Here is a 26,074-nt window from a genome sequence, read left to right as displayed (position 1 = left end):
TGTAAGAAGCGAATCCCTAAAAGTGGCACATCTTAAGCCAGGGTCTAATCCCTTAGCCCTTATGATATTAGTGTAACCGACGGATGATTATAAGTCTATATCTTTTTGAAAATTTGCACTAAAGTGGGTGTACCTGGCCAGGGAATCAAAAATAGGAGGTAACCCTGCTGTGCAATGGCTGTCATGGGATCTGAACCTGAAGACCAGATTGATCGGCGAGACCCTTTTCAACCTATTATTTTGGATGTACTTCCCCTTTCTCACCCTCCACTTTAGTGATACCTTTGGCAAAAATGTTGCCGGGATACTCATGACAGTGCCACCGATTATGAGTATGATCGGCAATCTTTTTGGCGGCTATTTGGCTGATCGATTTGGTCGTCGATATGTCATGCTGTCAGGAGCGTTTTTGCAGGCAGGCATGTTTGTCCTGTTTGCCTTCTCCCTCTCTTCTTGGATCGATTATCTTGCGTTTATTGGAATCGGGATTGGCAAAGCGGTATACAGCCCAGCGAGTTCTGCGATGGTCGCTGATCTCACCTCCGAAAAAGATAGACGCAGAGTCTTCGCTACCTTCGTTACGGCCATGAACATTGGCGCCATATTGGGACCCGCTCTGGGGGCCATCTTTTTCTTCCAATACCGCAGTGAGCTGCTGTGGACTTGTGCGCTTGTCACTTTTTTGTATTCGATTGCGATCTGGTTCAATATGAGAGAAACACTGCCAAAGTCCGTAAAAAGCTCTGTCGCCTCTATCCATTTCCCTTCCGTTATGAAGGAGCAATGGAAGAGCTACGCCGTCATTCTACGCGACAAAGCTTTTGCTATCTATATTTTCGCAGGCATGCTAATAACGATCGCAATCGTGCAGCTCGATTTATTTTTGGCGGTCTATGTAAAAGAGTTTGTCCCAGCGCAGACACTTCTTTCGTGGAATGCCTGGTCGCTCTCGCTTAGCAGTACGGAGATTTTCGGATGGATGCTGGGAATAAGTGGCCTTCTGTTTGTTCTGTGCGCTCTGCCAGTTACCAAATGGTTTGAGAACTGGAGCGACCGGAATATCTTCCTCTTGTCCTCCTTGCTATTTGGCATGGGCATGTTTTTGGTGGGTTTCACGACGAATGCCTGGCTGTTGTTCGGATGCGTGGTTGTCTTTACAGTTGGGGAAGTGATGCGAACTCCGGTAGAGCAGAGCTTCGTCAGCAAATACGCACCAGAACATGCACGCGGACAGTACATGGGTGCCGCAAACCTACAGTACTCGCTCGGTCGCTTCCTCGCTCCCGTGACCGTCATTCTTTCAGAGTGGATCATGCCGATTGGCGTTTTTGGGTTTATCTTGTGCTGCTCCCTTTTGAGTGCCATTCTTTATGTGAAGCTATTCCAAATCGTGCAGATGCGTGAGTCCTCTCATTCCTGCTAAACGACAACAAAAAACGAAAAGTGGTTGCGCAGCCATAACCTCTGCCAACCACTTTTTCATTTTCAGCATCATAATTTTTTCGGAGCTTCTAATTTCACAGGGTCAACCATTACTTTTATTTGTGCTGACGTTCCTTCGATCGTTACTTTCACATCGGAAACAACCATTTCTTTTGGCGTTTTTGCAATGTTGGTAACCGCAACGAATTGCTCCAGCTCTGGAGTCCAGGTAAGTCCAGTAGCTTGAATCATCGCCTTCACTGTATGAACATCAGGAACCCCTTCATACATGATACCGTCTATTGTTTTTTGATCGGCACTCAGCATAACGCTTACCCATATCGCTTTTTCGTTTGCCGCATTTGCTTGTTTTGGATAATAAAAGCGGTAGTAATTCGTTTGCTTGTCCAACTCAAGCTGAAAAGGAAGAGTATGAATTCCTTTCACAGCTAAATCTTCTTTGATTTTGTTGTACTGACTCAGGTACGTTTCTGTTGTCATCTGTTTAAATGAGGAAGCAGAATGGGAGATGCTCGTTTCAATTGCAGTCGTTTGGTTAGACATTCCGAGCATGGCAAGACCAGCGACTACGACAATGGCTACTACTGCGATGGAGACTGCAACCTTTTTCATGATGCGCTTCCTTCTGCCGAAGCCGCATCGATTTCCTTCGCCCCTGTCATCTCCAACAATGCTTCATAAGAGACGGGTAAAAGCGATTCTGCTATACCAGCCGCCGTATAAACCATCGGGAAACGCTTCAAGGAGCGATCCACATAGACAGGTACTTCTTCCTGCAAAGCAAACGGACAAACGGCTCCGACACGGAAGCCTGTCATTTTTTCTACCTCTTCCGGCGTAGCCATCTTTGGCTTTCCTTGTCCAAATGCTGCCTTCACTTGCTTGGGATGGACACGTACATCGCCTGCTGCCACAAACAAGGCGAACTGCTCATCCACCCGAAACAAGATTGACTTTGCGATTTGTCCGATCTCGACACCTAATGCCTGTGCAGCCACTTCCGACGTAGGCAACGGCTGTTCAAACAAAATTGGCTCGATACTCGAATCATAGCGTTGTACATAGCTGCGAACCTTTTCTAAAGGGCTTGCGATCATTCCCCGTCACTCTCCATCTCCACTAAAAAAACGTCATCGCCTTGTGACACACTGCCTGTCGTGACAACTGAAGCATAGACACCGAAGTGATTGTTGTGACGCTTGACGCATGCCTTCAATACGGCAGGGGTCATCGCCAACGTTTCCGGGTCGATATTGACATATACACAGCGCTCGCAGTGCTTGTTGACTTGCAAGGTCACATCATTGATTTTGATCTGCTTGCCCAGCCATTTGTCTTCGGCGAACGGCTCATCATCCTCCAGGACAACGACCAAATTCCCCCGAAAGCGTCGTGGATCTACCTGTTCTGCGTCAATCTGCCGCGCAATCTCTCGAAGAGATGCATCCGTGACCAGCAGAATGTGATCTTCCCAGTTCACGCCGCCTTCATGCGGACTACTAATCATTGGCGTAACGGAGCGCTTCGCTGTCTCCGCGACATGGGCAAATAAAGCATCATCCCACGTATGTACACTGCCGTCTCGGGCTTCAATCCGAATCGGCGGGTACGCTTCTTTTCCTGTCCCTTCGCTCATTCTGGCATGATACCCGATTAAAGCGGGCACAACATCCGCACTGAGATACTTACCTTGACGAGCATTATCCAAAAAATAATAGGCACGGTCTCCATACAAGCCAAATTCATCGACCGTACTTGATGATAGCTCTTCCCCTCGCATCCCTTTGACAGGATGACGGAAAATGGTCTGCAGTTTTCCTACTTTTTTCATTTGGTTCCCCTCCCCAACGCTTTCTCTATCCGGATATAAACGAATTGCGAACCCGCCCCCAAAACGTCAGTCGCTTGTAGCGAGCGAATTTCACTTTGTCAGGTCCCACTCGGCAACGAATGGAACACACATCTTTCCACACTGCCTGCTCGCGGTCCAAGCCGATCATAATCTCAGGATTCATGACGATCAGCTCTACTTCATGATGCTTCGGCAATACGAGCGAGCTGTTGATCGTCCGATACGCTTGATTATTGATCGAAGCGATCTCGGACAACTGAATCGCCTCAATAGACGGATGAACAATCGCTCCATCCACCGCCTTGTTGTAGGCTGTACTTCCTGACGGTGATGAAACGATCAAGCCGTCACCGCGAAACGTCTCCAGCTCATCGCCATTTATATAGACGCATGTCACCAAGGTAGACAAATTCGCATTGCGCAAAACCATTTCATTCAACGCCCACTTTTCATACTGCTTGCCATCTCTTGTGCTAATCCTGCATTGGACCGTCGGGTATTCCGCGATCAGAGGCTCATCGTTCATCAGACGCTCAACGAATTCGTCCAGCTCCTCGGGACGCCAGTCCGCATAGAAGCCGAGATGTCCCGTATGAATCCCCACATAAGACGGCTCGATTCCATATTGATGGACGGCCTCCAAAAGTGTCCCGTCTCCCCCGATGGACAACACCATATCCGGTTGCTCACCTGGTCCCTTCACAAAGGTAAACGGGCTATTTACTGCATGCAGCTTTTCTTTTAATGCTTGTTCCACTTCTCGTGTATAATCGTCATTTCGCAGTACAGTCGCAATCTTCATGCTGGTCTGCCCTCACTTTTATCCTTACAAGCGGTCATATACGCTCTGTTGTTTGTCTTCACTATACCATAGGAAAAATCGACTTGCATAAAATCCCACCTGTCACCAGTGGTCACTCTGAAAAGACTGCATGCGATACTGAGATAAACGCCTCTCTGTAGCTGGTGATATTTCCTGAGGAAGTTCATCCCAAGCAAAAAAGCGCATTTCCGCTACTTCTTTGTCATCCTTATGCAATTCTTGGCCAGGTGTGAGGTCGACATGATACAAGGCAATGTGGTCTCGTTTTCCTTCCCGCTCACTGTAAAACAGATGGCAGAGGGTAAGTACGTCTGCTCGTATCCCGCACTCCTCCCACAACTCCCTGCGAGCAGCTTCCCCAAACGACTCTCCTCGCTCTACCCCTCCCCCCGGCAAATACCAGCCATGGACATACGTATGCCGAATTAACAAAACTCCCTTTTCTTTATCCGTTACAATGACACGGACACCCAAGGTGAGAGGCTTGCGGATTTTCCAATACCATTTCGCCACTGCATGGTACCAGGCCATATTTCCACCTCACTTTTCCATGTGCTACCATTCTTTAGCCACCTATATTTTCCCTGCCATGAACAAGAAAAAACAGGCCTATCGGCGGCCTGTCTCACGCGAGGCGATTCTCCAGCTCTTTGACAACCGCCTCTGCTTTTCGAATCCATCTCGAATCAATCTGTGCGTCTTTGTCTACCGGCTCTTGAAACTGATTCATCAAACCCGAAGCGAGCGCCTCCGTGTAGCCGATATCTTCTTCTACCCCAGTCTGGTACACATGCCGGATCACAAACGGCCGCCCCAGTTCCAGCCATGCATCCGGGCTATCGAGCTCGCCTTGCAATACTTTTACAGGCAAGCGCAAATAGACCATGTTTTTATCATCCAGCGCCCGGTCGAAGTACCCTTGCTCATAATCCCAATTGGATAATGTAAAATGCGGCTGAAGCGCTTCACGAAAATAGCCAAATGTCGCCCGAGTACCTGGCAAGCTACTGTTTATTTGTTGCATCGTCAATCCCTGCCTTTGTTTATTCTATGAGAAACGTCCACCTTTTGTTCGTAGTGTGTGACAAAAGGCGAGGTTGTACTCTCACATCTACAAAAAGCAGCAAGCCTCCTAAGCCCTGATGGCCTTGAGAGGCTTGTAAGTTCCCCACCATTAAATCAAGACAATTGTCAGGAGTGTAAAGAGTGCCAATGGAATGATTCTACGTCCGTTCCGGCATCTTCTACGTCTTCTCCCTTGGACTTTTGGCAAAACATATGGCGGTGGGGGGGGTGGTGGCGGCGGACAAAAAAACGGCGGATACGGCGAGAATGGTGGAAATGGCGATAGATTTTGTTCCCAAGGACTTACTTGCGGTTTCTGCTCGCTATACGGACTGACTTGGGGAGCGGGACGGTTACTGCTGCTATACGGGCTGACTTGGGGGGCGGGACGATTGCTGCTGCTAAACGGGCTGACCCGTGAGTTGTTGGAACTGCCGAAAGGGCTTACCTGACTGTATGGATTAAACTCATCGCCATAGGGACTTACCTGCGGAAAGTACGGATTGCCTCCATAAGGACTAAGATCGCCATAGGGAGGATAACCTGCATACGGATTATAGCTCACATATTGAAAGTAATAATCAGGATACTGCCCCCATCCTCCATACGGCTGCCGATGCGCCACTTCCATTACTTGATAAGGATTGTAGTCCTCATAGTTATCATAGTTCTCATAATCATACTCTTCGAAAACTTCTTCTTCCTCCGCATCCTGGTCGACAACTTCTACGTATACGTTTTGATCATCATAATCGACAATGACGCCTTCAAACACTTGCCCGTCAAGTGCTTCGATGCGCACTTTTTTCTCCACGTGCTCCTTGCAGATGTTGTGCACATTTTCTCGCATATCCTTTAACAGGCTGACAAATTGAATGTCAGCCTGATACAGGTTTTTTTCAGAATCAGACTGCATGGAAACTCCTCCCCTTCTGGTGTTTCTTTATTACCATATACAAGTGCCCATGGGGAGGTTACCAGAATCTAGGCGTGACTAGCCCAATTTATAGAAAGCGGGCAGGTAAAAATGGCAAAAGGCGCTCCGTCTCTCCTTTTTCCACAAAGTCCGCCATCGCTTTTGCAGTGACAGGAGAAAGCAAGATGCCATTGCGAAAATGTCCGCCTGCGATCGACAGTCCTTCCCAGCCAGGAACGGGGCCCAAGAGCGGCTTTCCATCCTGGGTCGCAGGTCGAAGTCCACCCCACGCCTCCAGAAAGGTAGCGGAGTGAAGCGCAGGAACATACGGCATGGTCCCTTGCAGGATACTCGCTAAACCTGCCATTGTAACGTCTCGCTGGAAGCCACTCTCATCCTCAGTCGCACCAAGGACAATTTTTCCATCCTTTTTCGGGGTGATGTAGCCTGTCGTTCCGAAAATCACCGTTCGCAATGGAATGCCCACGGAAGAAACGGCCGCAATCTGCCCGCGTACAGGTCGAATCGGCACGGAAACACCAAGCATCTCCATCATCCCTCCAACCCACGCTCCAGAGGAAATCACGGTCTGTGCGGCACGTAGTGACCCTGAAGAGGTCTCGACCCCGATCACTTTTCCGCCTTTCACGGCAATGCCGCTTACCACACAGCCTGATAACAGCTTCACTCCTTGCAATTGGCAAGCAGTAGCCAAGGCGCGAAGAAGCATTCGATTGTTGATGTGTCCTTCGTACGGAGAATAGATGGCCGCTTGCACTTGATCGGTCAGAAGCGGCTCTATTTCCTTCACTTGTGCTGTATTCGAGAGCCAGTGCACAGCATGTCCCGCTTCTTTTTGCCAACGGTACTTGTCAGCGAGCTGCTGGACTTCCTCCTCATTTAACGCGACGGTCAGCAATCCATCCAAGCTTAGCTGTACATCTCCGCCAGTCAATTCTTCCAGCTCTGCTGCCCATTCCGGGTATAGCGCAAGTGACTCCATGCCCAAATCGAGCATCGGTCCAGGTGCTGTGAATTCTTTCAAAGGAGCAAGCATCCCGGCCGCAGCAGAAGACGCCTGCCCTCCCCATTCGCCCTGCTCAACCAAAGTCACGCTCATCCCGCGCCGTGACAGCTCGTATGCCAAGCTCAATCCGATAATTCCTCCACCCACTACCAGACAATCACTCATCTTTTTTCTCTCCTCACCATGTTGACTAAAATGTCATGTACGTTGCTGTTGTGGCGTGGAGGAAACAGGAGAAAACGCTCAGCTTCTAGGGCCACCCGCTGTGGGATTGACTGCACGACTCCATGCAAAAAGCGAAACCGCGTCCAAAGTGGTATCTTCAAGGATGTGTTTCAGAGGTGGACGCTTAAAGGCGTGTTTCGCTTTTTGCATTGCGTCTCGGTCGGTGTCCCTAAGATCTTCGCTGTTTTCTCCTGTTTCCTCTACGAGCCTTTCGTGTTATCCGATCTTTTAAAGATTTTTCATTAATGAAGAACGCAATCAGTTACGCTAGAGAAGAATATTTCCAGATGTAGCGACTTGTGGAGTCCTACCGAGCGGAGAAGGGATTCGCGGGCAACAGAAACGCAACCGTGCCCGGGCTACGAAGCGGCTACCACTTTTGCGTTTCCCCGCGAATCCCTTCGTAGCGGGCAGTCCCAGCCCCCAGCAGGACGGAGCCCTGAGCCTAGACTGGAAATATTCTTCTCTCCCCTACAGCCACATGCCCACTTCTTCATAACAAAAAGCCCACCAGTTCCCGAGCAGGAAAAGGTGGGCTACATGCGCATAGGTAACAATCAAGCGAAAAGCGCTGTCTGCCGGCAACCGTATCCCTGCGCCGGCATGATCCGGATCAGGTGCAATGGGTCGATGGTCGATTGCTTCCATCCTCTCAGCCCCGCATGAAGGACTCCCCAAGTTGCTTGTTCATTATGATATTCCTTTGTAAGTATAGTCCTGTTTGCCGCCATCTGACAAGCACGTCCGCTGGTTAATCCTCATCCTTCACATCGTAGCTCTCCGGAATCGGTTCATGGCGTGCAGCATCCTCGAACTCCTGTAGCTTGCGAATTTCTTCGAGATGATGATTGAATTGCTCTTTATTAATGATGTACTCATTGCCGTCATGAACAGCACGGATGCGTCCCTGCTTGATTTTTTCCATAATAAACGTCTCAGGAAGCTCCAAATAGGCGGCTGTCTCCTCGACGGTCAAATACGTCTTATTCTCTCGCAATCTTGCCTCCAGTTCCGCTTTCTGCCGCTCGTAGCCCGGCTTGCCCAGCAAGGCAAACATATTGGTTTTGTACGCCTCCACCCCTGGCTGATCAAACGGATTGACGCCTAGCAAATAGCCGCTGATTCCGCATGCCTTTTCAAAAAAGTAAATCAGTCCACCGAGATAGTAAGCTGTCGCTTCCGGTATTTCCACAAGCAGATTTGGTACACCGCCGTCCACATGGGCCAGCACCGTTCCCTCGAAAGCCTTTTTATTGACATACCCCATTCGTTTTCCAGTCAAAAAATTCAATCCATCGACGTCAGCGGGATCCTCCTGGACAGTCAAATCAACAAGGGGCTTCGTCACAGACACAACGGTCTCAAACAAATGCCTCATGCCGTCCTGTATGTATTGGCCCAACGAATGCAAGTCCGTTGAAAACTCGGCAGAAGCCGGAAAAATTCCTTTGCCGTCCTTGCCCTCCGATTCCCCGAAGAGCTGCTTCCACCACTCCGCAAAGTAGCGAAACTGCGGTTCATAGCTGACCAACAGCTCCACTGTCTTGCCTTTTCGATAGAGTGCATTGCGAATCGCCGCATACTGATAGCATGGATTATCGCGCAAATCCATGACCATGTAGCGTTCGCGTGCGTCCCTGGCCCCTTGCATGAGTGCATCCATATTCGCCCCGCTTACAGCGATCGGCAACAATCCAACCGCAGTCAGGACTGAATATCGCCCACCGATATCATCCGGAATGACAAAGCACGCATAGCCCTCGTCATCCGCTAGCTTTTTCAGGGCTCCTCGCTGCTTATCCGTCGTAATGTAAATTCGTTTTTTGGCCTCTTCACGTCCGTATTTCTTTTCCAGCCATTCCCGAAAAAGTCGAAACGCGATAGCGGGCTCAGTCGTCGTGCCCGATTTTGAGATGACGTTGATGGACACATTTTTTCCTTCCAATACGTCCATCAGATGAGAGATATAAATCGGACTAATATTGTTGCCCACAAAATAAATCTCCGGAAAACGCCGCTTGGACTTCGGCAGCAAATTGTAAAAGCTGTGGCCCAAAATGTCAAGTACCGCTTTTGCCCCTAGATACGAGCCTCCGATGCCAATCACCAGAAGCACATCCGAATCCGATTGAATCCGTACTGACGCTTGGCGAATTCGCTCATACTCATCCCGGTCGTATTGTTCCGGCCAATCGACCCAACCAAGATAATCCTTGCCGGGTCCAGTCCTTGAATGAAGCATTTGATGCGCCATTTCGATCGCTGGAGAAAGCTGCTCCCACTCATGCTGTTTGACAAAGGCTCGAGCGTTGGCGTAATCAAAACGAATCGTTTTGTTCATAGCTCCCCTCCGAGGAACGTCATCTCATCTTTATCTATGATATCACGGCGATTGGCGGCAAAGAACTTCCCGATAAAACGTATCAAAATGCGTTTAAATGTGTCCAAAATGTGAACATTCGGCGTTTTATGTTACCTTTTTCCAGCACTACCGTAAAACCCTTTCGAGCAATGAAATAATATGGTTCTTACCAAAGCAAGGAGAATGAACATGAAAAAACGATGGTGGATCATCGGTTCCGTCGTAGTCCTCCTGGGCATCGGGGGCGTTGCGTTTTCCATGATGGGATCGCAACAAGCTATGGGAATGCCTGTCAACATCGGCGCACCAACGAAATCAGCTTTGGAAAGCAAGGTTTTGACATCAGGGCTCGTCACCGTAGAAGACAAGCTCAAACAGTACGCCAACGTCACTGGAACCTTACGTGAGTTTGTCGTCAAGGAAGGCGACAAGGTGAAAAAGGGACAAGTGATCGCGAAAATCGACACGTCCGATGTCGATAGCCGAATTCTTGAGCTGGAAGCGCAAATGGAATTGGCCAAAGCCAACCTCGCCAAGGCACAAATCGGCAACGAGCCGGAAGAAGTCGCACAGGACAGAGAACGTGTCTCCCAAGCCCAGCGTGAATATGATGCGGCAAAGCGGGAATATGACCGGATGAATCAATTATTCACTTCTGGCGCTTCTACCCAGCAAGAGCTGGATAAGTTGAAATCACAAATGGAAAGTTCTCTATCTACGCTGAATGTCGCCAAGCAACAGCTCGCTCTCAAGCAAAAGGGGCCACGCAAGGAAGACATTGCCGCTCAGCAAGCCCAAATCAACAAGCTGAATGTAGAAAAAGCACAGTTGAATAAAGAACGTGTCCAAAGCGTCGTCGTAGCACCTATGGATGGAACCGTCATTGGCATTGCAGCTGATAACGGTCAATACGTCAACAAGGGAACAGAAATCTTGACCCTTGCCAATCTGAACAATCTGTTGGTTGAAGCAGATATTAACGAATCCGATGTCAATAAGCTCAAAATCGGTCAATCTGCCACGATTGAAGGCGTGACACTCGGAAAGAAAAAGCTGAATGCGGAAGTAGCGCGCATCTCTCCAACCGCGATCACTACTGCCACCAAGTCGGGGCAAGGTGAAAAAACACGCGTCAAAGTTACCCTCAAGCCATCTGGAGATCTATCTGCTTTGAAGCCTGGCTTCCATGTGGATATCAACATCTCCGTCGAAAAAATCGATAATGCCTTGCAAGTGCCAATCGAGGCTGTACAGCAAGATGCTGACGGCAGCACCTTTGTTTGGGTATCTGACAATGGTGTGGCGAAAAAACAGAAAGTCCAAACCGGTATGGAAAATGAGTTGTTCTCTCACGTCAAGTCTGGACTTAACGGTGATGAGCAAGTGATTCTTGGCCCTGTCGAATCCCTGACTGAAGGAACACCTGTCATGCCGATGAGTGGCGGCGGCGCACCAATGGGCATGTAACACGTAAAGAAGGAGGTCAGCCGACGATGCTTCATGTAGAAGGCTTGACGAAAGCATACAAGACGGGTGATACCGTACTGCCCATCTTAAAAGGTGTCTCCCTGCTGGTGGAACAAGGTGAATTCGTTGCCATCATGGGGCCATCAGGATCAGGGAAGTCGACGTTTATGAACATGCTAGGCTGTCTGGATCGTCCAGATTCTGGCTCGTACATGTTAGATGGCATTGAGGTCAGCAGCTTGAAGGATACGGAGCTCGCCGTTGTTCGCAACCAAAAGATCGGCTTTGTGTTCCAATCGTTTAATCTACTCGCCCGCTCTTCCTCCTTGCACAATGTAGAGCTGCCGATGATGTACGCCAATGTCAGTCGCTCAGAACGGCGCAAACGGGCTACAGAAGCACTCAAGCGAGTGGGACTGGCTGAACGCATGGATCATAAACCAACCCAGCTATCCGGTGGTCAAAAACAGCGTGTAGCAATTGCCAGAGCACTGGTCAATAAACCAGCCATCCTGTTGGCAGATGAACCCACGGGAAATCTGGATAGCCGCTCTGGAGTCGAAATTATGGCCATGTTTCAGGAGCTGCATGCGCAGGGCGTTACGATCATTCTGGTTACCCACGAATTGGATATCGCCCAGCACGCTGAGCGGATTGTGACTTTCAAGGATGGCGTGATCATTCGCGATGAAAAGGTTACGGAGCGAATATTCTCCAAGCCGTCTGACGAGGTGATTGTCACATGAATTTTATGGAAAGCTTTAACACCGCCGTGGAAGGTATTTGGGCGAACAAAATGCGCTCGATCTTGACCATGCTCGGGATCATCATCGGGATTACCTCCGTCATTGTCGTCACGGCACTCGGTGAAGGTGGGCAAAAAGCCATCAACGAAGAGATGGAAAAGTTCGGGCAAAACACGTTTAACGTCTTCATCAATTGGGAGACAAAAGAAGAGATTGCCGCAGAAGATATGACCGTGGAAGATACCGAGGTACTCGGCAGGATTAGTCCTGCCATTGAATACATCGTGCCTTCCAACTCCAGTACGATTGATTTGAAGGGGCCGAAAAAAGAAGAGCGCGTCAACCTCACCGCCTCCACTGCTGATTATTTTTCGATGCAATCAACCTTGAAGGTGGCAAAAGGTCGACTTTTCAACGAGATCGATGACAAAGAGCAACGCGCCGTCATCGTCCTAGAGGAGGCTCTTGCCCAAAAGCTGTTCGGTCAAATGAGCCCGATTGGTCAGCGTGTTCGCTGGGGGAATCAATCTCTCGTCGTAATCGGGACGTACACAGAAGAGAAGTTCAAGTTTGATATGGCAACGAGCTATGGGGCGATTATTCCCATCCGTTACGAAATGAGCCTGCAGGAAGAGCCATCTGTCCAAATGATCATGGGAAAAGCGATCGACAAAGCGTCTGTCGACCCAGCCATGCAGCAGGTCAAACAGTACTTGAGCCGCAAGCATCAAAAGGAAGACCATTACAGAGTTCGCAGCATGCAAGAATCGATGGATCAGTTTAATCAAATGACGGGCACCTTGACGCTGATCTTCAGTATCATCGCAGGTATCTCCCTCGTGGTTGGCGGCGTCGGCGTGATGAACATCATGCTCGTATCCGTGACAGAGCGTACTCGCGAAATCGGAATTCGCAAAGCATTAGGGGCACGCCGACGAGATATTTTGATTCAGTTTTTGATTGAATCGGTCATCGTCTGCTTGATCGGTGGATTGATTGGGGTGTTGTTCGGCCTTGGTATCGCTTCGATCATTGCCTATTTTGCACAGTTGCCGCCGCTTATGTCCTGGAACAGCGTGTTTATCGCATTTGGCTTCTCCAGTGCCATCGGTATTTTCTTCGGCCTCTATCCGGCCAATAAGGCAGCCAAGCTCGATCCAATCGAAGCACTGCGCTACGAATAATGGAGTAGCCTTTATGAAAAAACAAGCACCTGTAAGCTCTTTAGCTACAGGTGCTTGTTTATGTTGGCAACGTATCCGTTACCAGCTTCAAAAGAAAAAAAAGCGCAATCCCCACGCTCGCGACTGTCCACCAGAGCGGCTTGCTGTCAGCCTTTTCTGCCTTGTAGATCCCGATTAACTTCCAGGTCCCTACTGCCACACACAAGAGGCTAAACAGGAGCAGGATTGTCCCCATGACCTCCCTCCCCTCACTCCTAGCTATATGGGAATGAGAGAGAAAAAATCACTTCTTCGGGTCCTTTTTGCCCAATCGACCGAGGACCATCCGGCCCCGTTCTTTTATGGACTCGTCCTTGATATCTTGTTGCCGCTTTTTCATCAAACCGTTTTTGGAAGTATCCGGTCGGTCCGTTTGCCGTCCATCTCGCATTAGCTGTACTTGCCTCCGCCTTTTTTCTCGTAATCGTTCAAAAGCTCAGCAAAGCTCTTGTTGCGCTCGCGTTCTTCCTGCTCCCGGCGCTTTTGTTCGGCGGCTTCCTTTTCTTTGCGCTCGCCTTCTGTCTTCATGTCTTTTTCAAGCTGCTTGAGTGCTCCGAGCGCATCTGCATTCAGCATATCCTTCAAACTGTTCAATCCGCTTTTCGCGTCTGTTGCAGTCGTTGTCTCTGGTTGACGCTGTGGTTTTCGTTGTTTTTTTGCCATTTGAATTGCCACCCTTTCCCTATCCTCATTCTGTCCTCATTCTCTGGCCCCATCCGGGTCATACTATCTTCAACTTTCGCAAAGAGGAGGACATCACATGGTTCGCAACAAAGAAAAAGATTTTGGAAAAACCGCTGAAATCCGAGGACCCAAAGCCCAATCCGAGGCTGTCCGTTCTGACGGCTCCATTAATAGTGAACCACAAGAAAGGCTAAAAGAAAACCGCTAACAAAAAAACCGCCGGGCAGCCACTATGCTCGGCGATTTTTACTCTTTCTAAAGTTTGATGAGTCTAGGGGGACTGGAAGAGAGAATCATTCTTGAGTATGCAATTGAAGGGAATGTTTTTTTAAAAATTAACACGAATAGCCCGATCAACGTCTTGATTAGGCTAAATCCCTTTGCTACCGGTTATGTTTGAACACTTTACCAAACGAGCTACAAAGGCCCTTTTATGCGTTTTTATTCTAAGTGTAGGGTTGGGCTAGTCATTGAAAAATCGAAATCGAAATTTACCCTCATTAGTGCCGTTCAGATGATTGGTCACTCCATCAAAAAAGAACCCCATCACGCTCTAATTTATAATAAGAGCTCCAACTAAATGAAGCTCATAATGATCTGGCCGGTTCGAAGGAGATTCGATCCTTACAGCTCACGAGGTCTCCTTTTTCCACTTATTTTCAACATAGGTTAGAAAAGCTTGCATTCCTTTAAGCCAAAGAGCCAAAAAGGGTGTCGTAACTGGTAGTACTATCAGGGCATATAGGGGTGCTAATTTAAAATAGTCATGCATGATATCATTCGCTGTAATCTCTGTTGACGGGGTCATTACACGCTCAAAGCCATACTCTAAAATAAGCATCAGCGTAGCACCAACTGACCCCATGAAAAGGGGGATTATAAAACCTAGAAAAGCACATAAAACCCAATATCCCCATAGGCGAATGTTCCTGAATGCCTGGAAGTAACCTGAAATACCAGAAATAACAGTGACAGGAAATAGGGATGTTGCAAAAAACCATAACCATCCCCCAAACGATGCTCCCCCAACCGACATGCCGCCAGCTGCGAAATCTCCGAGAAAAGAAATGATAAAACTCAAAAAAAACATAGTTACCAAACCGTAAATAAGACCTACTAACGTAGAGCGCACATTATACAAATTGTCGCTCCCTCCCCCAAGTGAATTAGTTTATATTTATTATTATTTTTCAATAAATTCCACATATTATCAAATACATTTCATTAGTGGGTCGCGATATCTTTGTTATGTAAGCGTCTTTCGCTACTTATGCTTGAATGTTAATTACTTGGCCCAGTAGATTTGACCTATTCTGAGATTTTCGATGTCGTGGCATGAATGACCGAGATTCCTTTAATTGAAGGACCTATATCAAAAAGTTTAACGTTCGGTTGTAGAAAACCAATCCTGATTACCTGCTTGAGAGGCTGGCCGGGCAACCGCCAACATGAGCACCCCATCCTCACCGTATGTAATCTCAAAAGATCGGACTGCCGATCAGCCCCATCTCACATCCCCCTCAAATCGAATCAAGACGTTATCAGAACTAGAGCGGTATCCAGCACGATCACCATTATTGTTCTAAATTGGCAAACTGCAAGTTCAGGCTAAACAAGGTATACAGAAGCTGATGGGTTGTATTCTCTGACGGGAATGATCACACTCGTTAGCATCAGAACTTCCCCCCTTTTTTAGCATATGCAGTTGGGTCTCATTTGGGCTGGGCGCAAGCTCTCTTCCAAAACCGAATAAGGGGTCAGTGACTGATGCATGCTATGGGATAAAAGGAGGTCCAGATGATGGATAACGAGAAGCAAAGGAACGACAAGACGAAGGATATTTCCCTCGATGGGACGCTGCCGCATCAAATCAGTGCTCCTGACTTCAAAAACTCGTCTCGTACGATTCAAAAGCCATTCGTCAATGAGTTCGGAGTCGTCATCGGTGACAGCTTGTACGAGTCCAAGGAATCTCCCTTACACAACTGGAGCACAGAAACCGACCCCTCCATCATGTCAGGGGATGAGTGGGTACATCCGACCAATGACATTGGCTGGAACTCGATAGAAAACCGTGAGCTCCTCGAGGATCAAGAAGAACCAGATAGAGCGCGTTTTATGCATCCTACCCTCGACGTGAGCAAAGGCAGGGACTAATACCAGCTTTTTCATGCAAGCCCGTTCGGCAGAGGCACTTCTGACCGGACGGGTGTTTTTGGATTGCGCTTGCACCTTGAGTCTCGGGACACTACTCTGACTTGTGTTACAATGGAAGACAAGTAGCAGAAAGGAGCTAGTCCATGAGTATCACACTTGCGATAGAGCCGGCGTTTTCCATTGCCTATCAACGTTATGCCGGGTTTGTACCTGGAGATACGCTTCGATTATATGTACGAACAAGCGGCCCCGGGACCGGTGGCATGTTTTATGCGATTGAAAAAGATGAGGCCCTCACCGATGATGCTGTGTTTGAAGTAGAGGGGTTGCGATTTGTCATTCGTCCAACTGATTTCTGGTATTTCGACGGGGGACAACTAAGCTACAATCCGCTCTATGGCGAGTACGGCTTTCACTTCACTAATCCTCGTCTGGATGGCAACTAGACAGAAACTTCTATCTGCTTGATTCGTAAGAAAGAATATCTGCCTATATCTTCTGGGAGGAAAAACAATGAAAAAAAGCCGTTCAGTCCTTTTGGCGATCGGTGCTTTCTTACTTGCCAATTTAAAATGGATACTGAGCTTACTGAAGTTTTCGAAATTCGGAACCACCATTATATCCATGGGAATTACCTTGTGGGCGTATGCCGCTTTTTACGGATGGAAATTCGCCGTAGCTCTCGTCTATCTGATCTTCGTCCACGAAATGGGTCATGTGATTGCCGCCAAACGAAAAGGAATAGCCACTTCACCGGCTGTCTTTATTCCTTTTGCGGGAGCCTTCATCGCCATGAAGGACATGCCGCGTGATGCAAAAACGGAGGCGTACTTAGCCTACGGCGGACCCTTGGCGGGGATGATTGCTTTCTTGCCTGCCCTTCCGCTGTATTGGTATACGCAGGACCCTTTCTGGGGGTTGGTTATCTATTTGGGCGCCATGCTCAATTTATTTAACCTGCTGCCTATCTCTCCGCTGGATGGCGGACGCATCGTTTCGGTATTGTCGACGAAGATTTGGTTTATCGGGTTAGTCGGGCTGGGGGTTATGCTGTTCGCCAACCCAGGACCGATTACTGTGATCATTTTCATCATCGGCTTGATTACGTGGTACAACCGCCTACGTGGCAGCTATCAACAAAAGCTCCTGCAATACGAGCGCGAAAGGATTGCAGACTTCCAGCAAAGCATAGCTGAATGGCCCGCACTGGAATCGACATGGGATGTTCGCACGCAAATGAATGCCGAGGTAAATGCGATCAATCAGGAAGACTTGAAGAAATTTTACGTTCCATTTGTGCAGGACAAACAACGCCTCCAGCGTGACTTCAAGCGACTCGATAAAGTGTATGTGAACAGAAAATGGGAACTGTTCAGACTGTGGGAACGAGAGCCTGTTCTGTATTACGATTCGGACCCGAACCGACCGATCCCATCTGATACTCTTCGTGATGGAGAGCGTGCGGCGCAAGAGAGGTTAGCCGAACTGGATGAGCAAATGCACCAGCTCACTACGTACTACGATGCACCTGCCTCTACGAAGTGGAAAGTGTTAGTTGCCTATCTCGGTCTCGCTGCTGTACTGTCAGCGTTTTTCGTCTACGCCCAACAAATACTGCACAGGTAACCGCTTGCACTCTGCGTTGCTTGACAAAAATGGATGCCTATCTGCGGCCTTCTCCGAGCGCAAAAACGTGCGATACGGTTATCTGAGGGTCGCTCTTGCCGACCAAAAGGGCAGAAACGCCCTCTATGGTGGTATATCGCTTTTGTACGTTCCACCCAATCAGAGTAAAATAGAAAATAGTACTTTCATAAAATTCCAGAGAGGATGACTTTTTACTTGGACACCGTCCCGATAGTGCTCAACCTACTGCTTGTTATATTTCTTGTTTTTCTCAACGGCTTTTTCGTAGCCGCAGAGTTCTCACTCGTGAAGGTGCGGCAAACGCGCCTGACACAGATGGTGAATGAAGGTAACAGACGTGCAGTCTATGCCCAAAAAGTAACGCATAAGCTAGACGCTTACCTATCTGCCTGCCAGGTCGGGATCACTCTCGCCTCGCTGGGACTGGGTTGGGTCGGGGAACCGGCCATTGCCCATATGATTGTGGAGCCTTTGCTTGGATCTTCTGGATTGCCTGAATATGCGATCTCCGCGATTTCTTTTGGTGTAGCCTTTGCGATTATTACGTTCCTCCACATTGTCTTGGGTGAGTTGGCTCCGAAATCATTGGCCATTCAAAAAGCAGAAATGACCTCGTTGTGGGTTGCCGCGCCATTGATGTTTTTCTATAAATTGCTTTACCCTGCAATCTGGTTCTTGAACGGAACCGCCAACGCCCTCATGAGACGTCTGGGACTCGAAGCGATCTCAGAACATGAAGCGGCGCATACCGAAGAAGAAATTCGCCTACTGGTCAACCAAAGTCACCAAAGTGGCCATATCGACCAAACCGAATTGAACCTTGTGGAACAAGTTTTTGACTTCTCCGAAACCGTTGCTCGGGAAACGATGATCCCGCGCATAGATATGGTTTGCTTATATACGACGAATACCTTTGAAGAAAACCTGGAGATTATTCGCTCGCAGCGCCACACCCGTTTTCCAGTTGCAGCTGAGGACAAGGACAATATCATTGGTTTTGTCCATGCGACAGACTTCTACCTTTCTGCCTTACAAGAGGGAAGCGTAGAACTGGATTCGTTGCTCCGCCCTGTCCTGACCGTACCGGAAACCATGGAAATCAGCACGGTATTGCGTCTGATGCAAAAAAACCGTTCGCAGCTTGCTATTGTCATCGACGAGTACGGCGGAACAGCCGGTCTCGTGACGATGGAGGATATTTTGGAAGAAATCGTTGGGGATATCCAAGACGAATTTGACGAGGAAAGACCAGAAATTGAGAAGCTAGACAATGGCCTCTCCGTATCCGGTATGCTCGTGTTGGCTGACCTGAATGACCATCTTCCGTTTGAGCTCGAATCCGAAGATGTAGACACGATTGGTGGTTGGTTGTACAGCCAGCTGGAAGAAGACATCGCTGTTGGTGCAACAGTAGAATGGGAAAACCACCTGTTCACCGTCAAGCAGATGGATCATCACCGTGTCACACGCGTTCTGATTACGCATATGGAAAAAGATGAATCGGAGCAACAAGAACTGTTGACCGTCTCCTAATCATCACACCTCAGCACAAACCAAAGCCCCGCACCTGCTTAGATCGCTGGTGCGGGGCTTTTTTTCGTCTATGTGGTTCTCTGCCCCATAAGTGGCTTCCAGTCGTCCTCGCCATTGTCCTCCAAAATCCCCATCGTCACATCGCTAATATCCGGGTCAGTGAGCAAGCTGTCGCGAATGCGGTATTTAATATCGTCCGCCACAGCAAGACTCAGTCCCGTCCGCAGCTCTACATAGCTCTCCACATGGTAAAAACGCCCTTCCTGTACAATTCGCAACTTGTTGATGTCCGTCACATCCGGATCAGCAAAAATGACTTTGGCTACCCGATCCTCGATTTCTTTGGGAGCTGCAATACCAATTAAACCGACCATGTTGTCGTACCCTACCTTGAATGCCACACCCACCATGAGAATCCCGATCAGAATGGTGGCAATCCCGTCCAGCAAGGCAAAGGAAGTAAACGTAGTGACGATAACGGCAATCAACGCCAATAACGCACCGAGCGTCGCTACGATGTCTTCATAAAAGACAAGTCGTGTCGGCGGAGCCGCACGTCCTACATTCCGAAAGGCTGCTGGGATGACAGCAAAGCCTTTCGCTTCCACCCGCGCTTCATGAACGATTTCGAACATCGCTTTTACGAGTACGTACCCATCCACAATGACCGCCAGAAACAAAATGATGAAATTCAGCCAAAAGTGGCTGGATTTTACTGGCTCGGAAATAAGATGGAAGCCTTTGATAATGGTTTCGTAGGCCATGATGGTTACGACGATCACCGCGACCATACAGAAAAGGTTAATGACACGACCAAAGCCTGAAGGGAACCTCGGTGTCGGTTTTTTCTCTGCGAGCACGCTGCCAAAGAAAACGAAGAACTGGTTGACCGCATCGGCTACCGAATGCATTGCCGACGCAAACATGGCTCCGCTCCCACTATAGACAGCCGCAAAGCCTTTTGCGATAGCAAGCCCTGTGTTCCCCAAGGCCGCTGTCGCCGAGGACGTATTTCCTTTTTTTAGCGTTGCCCAGAAAGAGCCCATGGTGTTGCCATTCCCTCCTTGAACGAGACGATTTTCTTTACTATTCCCTATTCGTAAGGAGTGTTCCTTATGAGAAATGGAACATATACACAAAGAAAAGGCAGACATCCGAAGTGGAACATCTGCCTACCCTTGATACCGCTACCTTATGCTACTACTTTCAATCCTGCTACAGCTATAATCACCATGGCAATGCACAAGATTCGCAGCTTGTCTTTTGCTTCTCCATAGAACAACATCCCGACCAGAGCGCTTCCTACCGTACCAATCCCTGTCCAAACCGCATAGGCTGTCCCCATAGGGATTTCTTTCATGGCGAAGGACAAGAGGAAGAAGCTGAGAGAAAAGCCACCGATCAGAACCGCAAACGAGCGGAACGAAGGCTTTTGGTTAACTTGTGTAATCCCCATCACTCCAACGACCTCAAACAACCCTGCAAAAATTAAGGATAACCATGTCATGCCACTTCACCCTCCCTCTTCGGCTTCTCTTCATGATCCGGTGTGACCAGCTTCAACCCAAGGATTCCCCCCAGAAGAAGTGCGATCAAGCCTACTTTCGCCCAGCTGAACGGTTCCCCAAACAGGACCATTTCGCTAATAACGGTACCAGCCGTACCCAAACCGACGAAGATGGCATAAACCGTACTCGTCGGCAGCTTTTTCCCTGAATAGACCAAAACACCAAAGCTGATAATAATCGCTAGGATGGTCAGCGCCCATGACCAAAAGCTGTCGGCGTGCTTCAAGCCCGCTACCCACATGACTTCAAATACTGCTGCTACGACAACCATCAACCAATATTTCCCCATTTCTGGCTCCCTCCTCTTTCTTTTTCGCTCATCGCAACGGACGTATCCGTTTTTATCGTTCCCCAAAATACATACTCATCCAAGATGGCTCAGTCTTTCCGAATGCAAAAAAAGCCTCGGGTGAATACCATCACAGATATTCCTCCCGGGCTTTTATCCCTCCGTGTACACGACCGTGGTCGTGGGTTTTCTCTCGGTCCTGACCGGCCAAATGACTGACCGCGGAACCCTAGAAAACTCCGTACATATGCAGTTCTTTTCTTGGGGTAACTCTCACCATCATATCAAAAAACGCCGTGATTGGCAATGAACGTGCGCGCTTCGCTAAAAAAGCAAGAAGCCCAAGCTGATAATGGCGCCTGTCACGATCAGCATCATCAAGCAGTAGCCCATGATATCCCTCGCACCCAATCCAGCAAGAGCTAGCACAGGTAATGCCCAGAATGGCTGAATCAGGTTCGTCCACGCATCCCCCCAAGCAATGGCCATCGCGACTTTTGCATGGGAAACGCCCAGCTCAGTGGCAACAGGCAGCATGATTGGTCCCTGTACTGCCCATTGCCCTCCACCAGAAGGAATGAATATGTTCAATAGGCCTGCACTCCAAAACGTGAACAGCGGAAAGGTAGTAGGCGTCGAGATGCTGATAAACCATTGAGAGATACTCGCTGCCAGTCCTGAAGCCGTCATCATCCCAATGATCCCTGCATAAAACGGAAACTGCACGACGATGCCTGTCGTGGTTTTCACCGCTTCATTCATGGCATCCAAAAACTTGCGCGGTGTCCCATGAAGGAGTATACCCAGAAACAAGAAGCCCATGATGACGATATCCAAATTCAGCTTAAAGCCTTTATCAGCAAAATAGTAAATCAAATAAATAATTCCGAGTGCTGAAACAAGAACCGAGATTAAACGGCTGTTTTCCATTTTGGAAGCAGGAGTATTGTCGATTGTTAAATCAGCAGCAGCCATTTCTTGTTGCGCGATCCCTTCACCCTTGAATACAATTGTATCTTTTTCGGCAGGCATCATGAATCTGTTCACAATCGGGAGGACAATCATGATTGCGGCTACAATAGTCAGATTCATTGGTGAAAACATCGTTTCCGAGGTCGGAATGACACCGATGATGTTTTCCAGGCTATGCTTTTCCGTGGCGATCGTCAAAGGAACAGAGCCAGCAAGCCCTCCATGCCAGACAACAAATCCGCCATATGCGCTGGCGACGAGCAATCGATAGTCTACCTTTTCCACTTGATTGGCAAGAACGCGTGCCAATAGCGCACTGATGACAAGCCCAAATCCCCAATTGATCCAGTTGGCCACACAGGAAACGACTGTGACGAGTACAATCGCTTGTCCTGGCGTCTTTGCCAGTGATCCCAATGCATTCAAGCCACGCTTACAAATATTCGTACTGGCTAGCGTATGACCTGTAATCAGGATCAAGACCATTTGCATCGTAAAGCTGAGTAGGCTCCAGAAGCCGCCTCCCCAGTAGTTGACCATTTCCATCGATGTTTTGCCATTGACGACAATCCCGGCAACAAACACGAGGAAGGTCAAAATGATTGCAAATAAAAAGGCATCTGGCAAATAGCGCTGCACCATGCGGACCGAAGCATTCGTTAAAGCTTGAAACACATTTTCATCCCCTTTTCAAAAAAGCATTCATGTACGTATGCCTTCCGATATAGCAAGAGGGATGCCAATCTATTTTTCGAGGGAAATGAATACGCTTTCAAAACAATTGCTCTGTATGCTGACTACTTTTTGCACAGTATGACACTTGTTTGCGCACATCGGGTGATTAGTCTCTTTCCCCTATTGCTGAATCCAATCCGTACATTTGCAGCTTGTAGAGCAGTGCCCGCCGAGATATGCCTAGCCTTTTTGCTGTCTGTAGCTTGTTGCCGCGTTCTTTGCGTAAGGCATGGGCAATTGCTTCCTGCTCGACCTGGGCAATGATTTCCCGCATGGTTCTTCCTTCATAGCTGATTTTGCCATGGCTTGGGATCTGTTCGCTCATCTTGTTATCCTGAATGGGGGATAAGACATGCTCGTGACCGATAACTGCTCCTCTGGTCAAAACAACAGCCCGTTCGATCGTATTCTCCAGCTGACGCACATTGCCTGGCCAGTGATAGGCGATTAGCGCTTCCGTGGCAGCAGCGGACAAGCAGAGATCATGCTTCCCTGCCTCTTTTCCATATTTAGCGAGAAAGTGACGGATTAGCAGAGGAATATCCTCTTTTCGCTCACGAAGCGGCGGCATGCGAATCGGAACGACATTGAGCCGGTAGTAGAGATCCTCGCGGAAAAGCTCCTGGCGAATTCTTTCCTGCAAATCACGATTGGTGGCAGCAATCACGCGAACGTCAACCGATATAGCCTCGATGCCCCCTACCCGAATAAATACACGATCCTGCAAAAACCGTAGCAGTTTTACCTGCAAAGAAAGGCTCAGTTCTCCTACTTCGTCAAGGAACAAAGTACCTCCATTCGCAAGCTCCAACAGTCCTTGCTTGCGATGAACAGCCCCTGTAAATGCACCCCGTTCATAGCCAAACAACTCACTCTCCAGCAAATTTTCAGGAATCGCGCCGCAATTGACAGGAATGAGTGGCTTGTCCGCCCGCGGGCTATTGGAATGGATCGCTCTTGCAATGAGCTCTTTGCCTGTTCCGCTCTCCCCTTCAATCAACACCGTGGCTTTAGACATCGCTACTTTTCCCACCAGCTTGTACACGTTTTGCATAGCCGGACTCAGTCCAATCAAGCTGGTTCTGTTTGGATTCGCTTGCTCTTCCTGTAGGACTTTCCCGACTTCGCCTTGCTCAAGCAGCTCTCCCTGTGTGAGTGCATGAGCAACGACTTGTTTGACCTGCCCCAAGTCAAATGGCTTTTGCACATAATCAAATGCTCCCAGCTTCATTGCCTCCATAACGTCACTGGCGGAACCATAGGCAGTCATCATCACGACTCTCGGGAGTCTTCCCTTTCTCTCGTTCAGTTGGCGCAACGTATCCATGCCGTCTAAATGAGGCATACGCAGATCCAAAAGCATGACTTGCGGGCAAAAGCGTTCGACCTGTTCCAAAGCCTCTACTCCACTCCCAGCCTCCAGGAGCTCGTATCCCATTTTGCGCAGCGTAGTTGACAATGCCCTTCTCACATTGGCCTCGTCGTCTACGATCAGCACTTTGCTCGTCATCACAATCCTCCTTTTGCCCGAATCGGTAGTACGACAGTAAAACAAACGCCTTCGGGGGTATTTTGAGCAAAAATATGTCCGCCATATACTTGCACAATCCGTTGGGAGATCGCCAGTCCTAGTCCCGTACCTGTTTGCTTCGTCGTGAAAAACGGTTCGAATATAGCCAGCAGATTTTCCTCCGCAATAGGCGGACCTTCATTCGTTATCTGGACATGCACATCATTATTTATGTTTTTGATATCAATCTGGATACGACCTTCCATAGGCTTTGCTTGCAGTGCGTTATGCAATATATTTAAAAACACCTGCTTCAACAACTCTGGTGAAGACATCACCGCAGGAATATCCTCGTTATAAACAAGCTGGACATTCACTCCGTTGAAGCCCTCGGCATGTTCCATCAGCTTGAGCGTGTGCTGGATTACCTCTTGCACACGCACAGGTACGTTCGACTCTTCATTGGGACGAGAAAATAACAAGAGCTCGTCAGTAAAACGGTTCAGACGTTCGACTTCCTCCACAATAATCCCTGTGTATTCCCGAGAGCCATGGTCTTTTGGCCATTCCTCCTCGATGATCTGGGCGAAAGCTTTGATAGCCGTCAACGGATTGCGTACCTCATGGGCAATGCTAGTCGCCCACTCACCTATGACCGCCAGCCGCTCAGCTTGAGCCAGCCTTGACTCCATCCTCCGCCATTGTGTGCGATCCTCCAGCAAAACGATCGCCCCCAGCACTTCCTCTGTCGTATTTTTCCAAATGGAAGAGCTGACCTTTAGCCAGAGCACGCCCCTGTCCGGATGCTGATGGCGCCACATCGCATCCCGAATCGCTTGACCGTTTTGCAGCGTATCCAACAGGATATGAAGGAGGGCCTCACTCTCTGTAAAAACTTCCGTGTAATGCATCCCCTTTGCTCGACTGGACGTGAAGCCAATCATATGTATCGCTGTCTCATTCCATGCAATCAGGTGCCCGCTCTGATCCAACGCGAGGACCCCACTGTCCATGCTATTCATGATTGTCTCCGTGCGGCTACGGCTAGCCTGCAAGTCACTCGCCAGATTATTGATCGCACCTGTAATTTCTCCAGGCTCACCGTCCATTTTCCTCAAGCGAAAGGAAAGGTCTTGGCTAAGCCGCTTCAGCCCTGACTTGATCTCTGACAAAATCACTTCAAAGCGATGGACGAGCAAACCGCTGGCCGCTGCTGCGATCATACAGCCAATGCCCAAAATCGCATAAATGCTTTGTCGCATTCCCGCGAGTTGTATATCGATCGTAGCCATGAGCTCATTCGCCCAAGCATAGCCGATCACTTGATCATTGCGAATGAGCGGAACCATGGCGTTCATGATGTTGCCGCGTACTTGTTCGCCGATTACTACATCAGTCTGCCGTGTCTGCATGACACTGCGGCCCGGGTGAGTTTCACGAATTGATTGTCCTATGTACAAGCTCATTTCATTGCTGGGTCCATACGTCACGATGGAATCGAGAGCTGCGGAATAATACCCGACGCCAATTCCCGGGTGGGCTAGAGCGATCCGATCTGTAAGCGGTTGCATTTTCTCGTTTAATGCTTGAAGCTTGTGCTCTTTTTCCGCCTTTTCTAATCCAGCTTCCACGACGATGGTGTCAAAATCTTTCGACAGCGCAAAATCCAGCTGCTGCGTGATGGCGATTAGCTTTTGTTTCTTTTCCGCCAGTAAAGCCTGCTCTGCCGATTTTACCAATACGATTCCGGTAATGATAATCGGTAAAACGGTGACAACAATGACAGCCATGACAAAACGTATGCGGTACAGATATGTTTTCATTGAAGAT

28 protein-coding genes, 1 pseudogene and 2 riboswitches are annotated in these 26,074 nt (G+C 48.8%); of the genes and pseudogenes, 9 read left to right on the top strand and 20 right to left on the bottom strand.

The window, feature by feature from the left end:
- Window positions 1-169: 169 nt before the first annotated feature.
- Entirely contained in the window at window positions 170-1,423 is a 1,254-nt protein-coding gene (locus BBR47_RS04845; protein WP_012684635.1) for an MDR family MFS transporter, read from the top strand.
- A 68-nt stretch (window positions 1,424-1,491) separates the two neighbouring features.
- Here BBR47_RS04845 and BBR47_RS04840 read toward each other — a convergent pair whose 3' ends face one another.
- The 10 genes and pseudogenes from BBR47_RS04840 to BBR47_RS04800 all read right to left on the bottom strand — a co-directional run.
- Window positions 1,492-2,055, bottom strand: coding sequence for a hypothetical protein (locus tag BBR47_RS04840; RefSeq protein WP_012684634.1), 564 nt, complete (start codon window positions 2,053-2,055; stop codon window positions 1,492-1,494).
- Entirely contained in the window at window positions 2,052-2,540 is a 489-nt protein-coding gene (locus BBR47_RS04835) for a YbaK/EbsC family protein (protein WP_012684633.1), read from the bottom strand. Before BBR47_RS04835 ends, BBR47_RS04840 begins: the two co-directional genes overlap by 4 nt.
- Window positions 2,537-3,274 carry an MOSC domain-containing protein gene (locus tag BBR47_RS04830; protein WP_012684632.1) on the bottom strand — a complete coding sequence of 246 codons (738 nt, stop codon included), beginning with the start codon at window positions 3,272-3,274 and terminating at the stop codon, window positions 2,537-2,539. The genes BBR47_RS04835 and BBR47_RS04830 overlap by 4 nt, the downstream gene beginning before the upstream one ends.
- A 25-nt stretch (window positions 3,275-3,299) precedes the next feature.
- Window positions 3,300-4,097 carry an NAD kinase gene (locus tag BBR47_RS04825; protein ID WP_012684631.1) on the bottom strand — a complete coding sequence of 266 codons (798 nt, stop codon included), beginning with the start codon at window positions 4,095-4,097 and terminating at the stop codon, window positions 3,300-3,302.
- A gap of 102 nt (window positions 4,098-4,199) precedes the next feature.
- Window positions 4,200-4,649 (bottom strand): NUDIX domain-containing protein, encoded by a 450-nt coding sequence (locus BBR47_RS04820; RefSeq protein WP_012684630.1) that lies wholly within the window; start codon window positions 4,647-4,649, stop codon window positions 4,200-4,202.
- Window positions 4,650-4,743: 94 nt separating this feature from the next.
- Window positions 4,744-5,142: a YugN-like family protein gene (locus tag BBR47_RS04815; protein ID WP_012684629.1), complete on the bottom strand. Its 399-nt coding sequence runs from the start codon at window positions 5,140-5,142 to the stop codon at window positions 4,744-4,746.
- A 150-nt stretch (window positions 5,143-5,292) separates the two neighbouring features.
- Window positions 5,293-6,099 carry a hypothetical protein gene (locus BBR47_RS04810; protein ID WP_012684628.1) on the bottom strand — a complete coding sequence of 269 codons (807 nt, stop codon included), beginning with the start codon at window positions 6,097-6,099 and terminating at the stop codon, window positions 5,293-5,295.
- Window positions 6,100-6,187: 88 nt separating this feature from the next.
- On the bottom strand, window positions 6,188-7,291 hold the full coding sequence (thiO, locus tag BBR47_RS04805; RefSeq protein WP_012684627.1) for a glycine oxidase ThiO: 1,104 nt from the start codon (window positions 7,289-7,291) through the stop codon (window positions 6,188-6,190).
- A gap of 630 nt (window positions 7,292-7,921) precedes the next feature.
- Window positions 7,922-8,038: riboswitch (TPP riboswitch) on the bottom strand.
- 64 nt (window positions 8,039-8,102) lie between these two features.
- Window positions 8,103-8,327: an excisionase family DNA-binding protein gene (locus BBR47_RS31880; RefSeq protein ID WP_306299208.1), complete on the bottom strand. Its 225-nt coding sequence runs from the start codon at window positions 8,325-8,327 to the stop codon at window positions 8,103-8,105.
- Window positions 8,328-8,342: 15 nt separating this feature from the next.
- Window positions 8,343-9,692: pseudogene (locus BBR47_RS04800) on the bottom strand (glucose-6-phosphate isomerase); the annotation flags it as partial.
- Window positions 9,693-9,902: 210 nt separating this feature from the next.
- Between BBR47_RS04800 and BBR47_RS04795 the strand changes: the two are divergent.
- Genes BBR47_RS04795 through BBR47_RS04785 form a run of 3 tightly spaced genes read left to right on the top strand, consistent with a single transcriptional unit; the run spans window position 9,903 to window position 13,110 of the window.
- Complete coding sequence (locus tag BBR47_RS04795) at window positions 9,903-11,180, top strand: efflux RND transporter periplasmic adaptor subunit (RefSeq protein WP_012684625.1); 1,278 nt, start codon at window positions 9,903-9,905, stop codon at window positions 11,178-11,180.
- A 26-nt stretch (window positions 11,181-11,206) separates the two neighbouring features.
- Window positions 11,207-11,926, top strand: a complete 720-nt coding sequence (locus BBR47_RS04790; protein WP_007724719.1) for an ABC transporter ATP-binding protein — start codon at window positions 11,207-11,209, stop codon at window positions 11,924-11,926.
- Window positions 11,923-13,110 (top strand): ABC transporter permease, encoded by a 1,188-nt coding sequence (locus BBR47_RS04785; RefSeq protein WP_012684624.1) that lies wholly within the window; start codon window positions 11,923-11,925, stop codon window positions 13,108-13,110. Before BBR47_RS04790 ends, BBR47_RS04785 begins: the two co-directional genes overlap by 4 nt.
- A gap of 58 nt (window positions 13,111-13,168) precedes the next feature.
- Here BBR47_RS04785 and BBR47_RS31145 read toward each other — a convergent pair whose 3' ends face one another.
- The 3 genes from BBR47_RS31145 to BBR47_RS04780 are packed head-to-tail and all read right to left on the bottom strand — an operon-like array spanning window position 13,169 to window position 13,812.
- A complete protein-coding gene (locus BBR47_RS31145) occupies window positions 13,169-13,345 on the bottom strand; it encodes a hypothetical protein (RefSeq protein ID WP_007724726.1) in 177 nt (58 codons plus the stop codon).
- A gap of 48 nt (window positions 13,346-13,393) precedes the next feature.
- The gene (locus BBR47_RS31140; RefSeq protein WP_007724729.1) at window positions 13,394-13,540 is read right to left on the bottom strand and encodes a hypothetical protein; all 147 of its coding nucleotides are present in this window, start codon (window positions 13,538-13,540) and stop codon (window positions 13,394-13,396) included.
- Window positions 13,540-13,812, bottom strand: a complete 273-nt coding sequence (locus BBR47_RS04780; RefSeq protein ID WP_012684623.1) for a DUF3886 domain-containing protein — start codon at window positions 13,810-13,812, stop codon at window positions 13,540-13,542. Before BBR47_RS04780 ends, BBR47_RS31140 begins: the two co-directional genes overlap by 1 nt.
- Window positions 13,813-13,909: 97 nt before the next feature.
- Here BBR47_RS04780 and sspK point away from each other — a divergent pair, with 97 nt between their 5' ends.
- The gene (gene sspK / locus BBR47_RS04775; RefSeq protein ID WP_007724732.1) at window positions 13,910-14,041 is read left to right on the top strand and encodes a small acid-soluble spore protein K; all 132 of its coding nucleotides are present in this window, start codon (window positions 13,910-13,912) and stop codon (window positions 14,039-14,041) included.
- A gap of 423 nt (window positions 14,042-14,464) precedes the next feature.
- On the opposite strand, the gene BBR47_RS04770 is transcribed toward sspK, so the two are convergent.
- Window positions 14,465-14,965 (bottom strand): hypothetical protein, encoded by a 501-nt coding sequence (locus tag BBR47_RS04770; RefSeq protein WP_012684622.1) that lies wholly within the window; start codon window positions 14,963-14,965, stop codon window positions 14,465-14,467.
- Window positions 14,966-15,633: 668 nt separating this feature from the next.
- Between BBR47_RS04770 and BBR47_RS04765 the strand changes: the two genes are divergently transcribed.
- From BBR47_RS04765 to BBR47_RS04750, 4 genes are all read left to right on the top strand, one after another.
- Window positions 15,634-15,990, top strand: a complete 357-nt coding sequence (locus tag BBR47_RS04765; RefSeq protein WP_012684621.1) for a DUF3905 domain-containing protein — start codon at window positions 15,634-15,636, stop codon at window positions 15,988-15,990.
- Window positions 15,991-16,133: 143 nt separating this feature from the next.
- Window positions 16,134-16,436 carry an iron-sulfur cluster biosynthesis family protein gene (locus BBR47_RS04760; protein ID WP_012684620.1) on the top strand — a complete coding sequence of 101 codons (303 nt, stop codon included), beginning with the start codon at window positions 16,134-16,136 and terminating at the stop codon, window positions 16,434-16,436.
- 67 nt (window positions 16,437-16,503) lie between these two features.
- Entirely contained in the window at window positions 16,504-17,616 is a 1,113-nt protein-coding gene (locus BBR47_RS04755; RefSeq protein ID WP_012684619.1) for a site-2 protease family protein, read from the top strand.
- 216 nt (window positions 17,617-17,832) lie between these two features.
- Window positions 17,833-19,170: a hemolysin family protein gene (locus BBR47_RS04750; RefSeq protein ID WP_012684618.1), complete on the top strand. Its 1,338-nt coding sequence runs from the start codon at window positions 17,833-17,835 to the stop codon at window positions 19,168-19,170.
- A 68-nt stretch (window positions 19,171-19,238) separates the two neighbouring features.
- Here BBR47_RS04750 and BBR47_RS04745 read toward each other — a convergent pair whose 3' ends face one another.
- The 6 genes from BBR47_RS04745 to atoS form a co-directional block, all read right to left on the bottom strand.
- Window positions 19,239-20,216, bottom strand: a complete 978-nt coding sequence (locus BBR47_RS04745; RefSeq protein WP_012684617.1) for a cation diffusion facilitator family transporter — start codon at window positions 20,214-20,216, stop codon at window positions 19,239-19,241.
- A 146-nt stretch (window positions 20,217-20,362) separates the two neighbouring features.
- Window positions 20,363-20,677, bottom strand: a complete 315-nt coding sequence (locus tag BBR47_RS04740) for a DMT family transporter (protein ID WP_012684616.1) — start codon at window positions 20,675-20,677, stop codon at window positions 20,363-20,365.
- Entirely contained in the window at window positions 20,674-21,027 is a 354-nt protein-coding gene (locus tag BBR47_RS04735) for a DMT family transporter (RefSeq protein WP_012684615.1), read from the bottom strand. The genes BBR47_RS04740 and BBR47_RS04735 overlap by 4 nt, the downstream gene beginning before the upstream one ends.
- Window positions 21,028-21,167: 140 nt before the next feature.
- Window positions 21,168-21,271: riboswitch (guanidine-I (ykkC/yxkD leader) on the bottom strand.
- An 80-nt stretch (window positions 21,272-21,351) separates the two neighbouring features.
- Window positions 21,352-22,674, bottom strand: a complete 1,323-nt coding sequence (locus BBR47_RS04730) for a short-chain fatty acid transporter (protein ID WP_012684614.1) — start codon at window positions 22,672-22,674, stop codon at window positions 21,352-21,354.
- A gap of 166 nt (window positions 22,675-22,840) precedes the next feature.
- The gene (locus BBR47_RS04725; protein WP_041749252.1) at window positions 22,841-24,244 is read right to left on the bottom strand and encodes a sigma-54-dependent transcriptional regulator; all 1,404 of its coding nucleotides are present in this window, start codon (window positions 24,242-24,244) and stop codon (window positions 22,841-22,843) included.
- Complete coding sequence (gene atoS, locus BBR47_RS04720; protein ID WP_012684612.1) at window positions 24,244-26,067, bottom strand: two-component system sensor histidine kinase AtoS; 1,824 nt, start codon at window positions 26,065-26,067, stop codon at window positions 24,244-24,246. Before atoS ends, BBR47_RS04725 begins: the two co-directional genes overlap by 1 nt.
- Between the last annotated feature and the right edge of the window lie 7 nt (window positions 26,068-26,074).

Origin of the sequence: Brevibacillus brevis NBRC 100599 (genome assembly GCF_000010165.1) — a bacterium.
In the GTDB taxonomy this organism is placed as follows: Bacteria; Bacillota; Bacilli; order Brevibacillales; family Brevibacillaceae; genus Brevibacillus; species Brevibacillus brevis_D.
Note: the sequence above shows the minus strand (reverse complement) of the source record. Positions and strands in the feature narration are given on the sequence as shown.

Coding starts and splice junctions, on each gene's coding strand:
- BBR47_RS04840 (WP_012684634.1), bottom strand. CDS start 2,055: ATGAAAAAGGTTGCAGTCTCCATCGCAGTAGTAGCCATTGTCGTAGTC.
- BBR47_RS04835 (WP_012684633.1), bottom strand. CDS start 2,540: ATGATCGCAAGCCCTTTAGAAAAGGTTCGCAGCTATGTACAACGCTAT.
- BBR47_RS04830 (WP_012684632.1), bottom strand. CDS start 3,274: ATGAAAAAAGTAGGAAAACTGCAGACCATTTTCCGTCATCCTGTCAAA.
- BBR47_RS04825 (WP_012684631.1), bottom strand. CDS start 4,097: ATGAAGATTGCGACTGTACTGCGAAATGACGATTATACACGAGAAGTG.
- BBR47_RS04820 (WP_012684630.1), bottom strand. CDS start 4,649: ATGGCCTGGTACCATGCAGTGGCGAAATGGTATTGGAAAATCCGCAAG.
- BBR47_RS04815 (WP_012684629.1), bottom strand. CDS start 5,142: ATGCAACAAATAAACAGTAGCTTGCCAGGTACTCGGGCGACATTTGGC.
- BBR47_RS04810 (WP_012684628.1), bottom strand. CDS start 6,099: ATGCAGTCTGATTCTGAAAAAAACCTGTATCAGGCTGACATTCAATTT.
- thiO (WP_012684627.1), bottom strand. CDS start 7,291: ATGAGTGATTGTCTGGTAGTGGGTGGAGGAATTATCGGATTGAGCTTG.
- BBR47_RS04795 (WP_012684625.1), top strand. CDS start 9,903: ATGAAAAAACGATGGTGGATCATCGGTTCCGTCGTAGTCCTCCTGGGC.
- BBR47_RS04790 (WP_007724719.1), top strand. CDS start 11,207: ATGCTTCATGTAGAAGGCTTGACGAAAGCATACAAGACGGGTGATACC.
- BBR47_RS04785 (WP_012684624.1), top strand. CDS start 11,923: ATGAATTTTATGGAAAGCTTTAACACCGCCGTGGAAGGTATTTGGGCG.
- BBR47_RS31145 (WP_007724726.1), bottom strand. CDS start 13,345: ATGGGGACAATCCTGCTCCTGTTTAGCCTCTTGTGTGTGGCAGTAGGG.
- BBR47_RS31140 (WP_007724729.1), bottom strand. CDS start 13,540: ATGCGAGATGGACGGCAAACGGACCGACCGGATACTTCCAAAAACGGT.
- BBR47_RS04780 (WP_012684623.1), bottom strand. CDS start 13,812: ATGGCAAAAAAACAACGAAAACCACAGCGTCAACCAGAGACAACGACT.
- sspK (WP_007724732.1), top strand. CDS start 13,910: ATGGTTCGCAACAAAGAAAAAGATTTTGGAAAAACCGCTGAAATCCGA.
- BBR47_RS04765 (WP_012684621.1), top strand. CDS start 15,634: ATGGATAACGAGAAGCAAAGGAACGACAAGACGAAGGATATTTCCCTC.
- BBR47_RS04760 (WP_012684620.1), top strand. CDS start 16,134: ATGAGTATCACACTTGCGATAGAGCCGGCGTTTTCCATTGCCTATCAA.
- BBR47_RS04755 (WP_012684619.1), top strand. CDS start 16,504: ATGAAAAAAAGCCGTTCAGTCCTTTTGGCGATCGGTGCTTTCTTACTT.
- BBR47_RS04745 (WP_012684617.1), bottom strand. CDS start 20,216: ATGGGCTCTTTCTGGGCAACGCTAAAAAAAGGAAATACGTCCTCGGCG.
- BBR47_RS04740 (WP_012684616.1), bottom strand. CDS start 20,677: ATGACATGGTTATCCTTAATTTTTGCAGGGTTGTTTGAGGTCGTTGGA.
- BBR47_RS04735 (WP_012684615.1), bottom strand. CDS start 21,027: ATGGGGAAATATTGGTTGATGGTTGTCGTAGCAGCAGTATTTGAAGTC.
- BBR47_RS04725 (WP_041749252.1), bottom strand. CDS start 24,244: ATGACGAGCAAAGTGCTGATCGTAGACGACGAGGCCAATGTGAGAAGG.
- atoS (WP_012684612.1), bottom strand. CDS start 26,067: ATGAAAACATATCTGTACCGCATACGTTTTGTCATGGCTGTCATTGTT.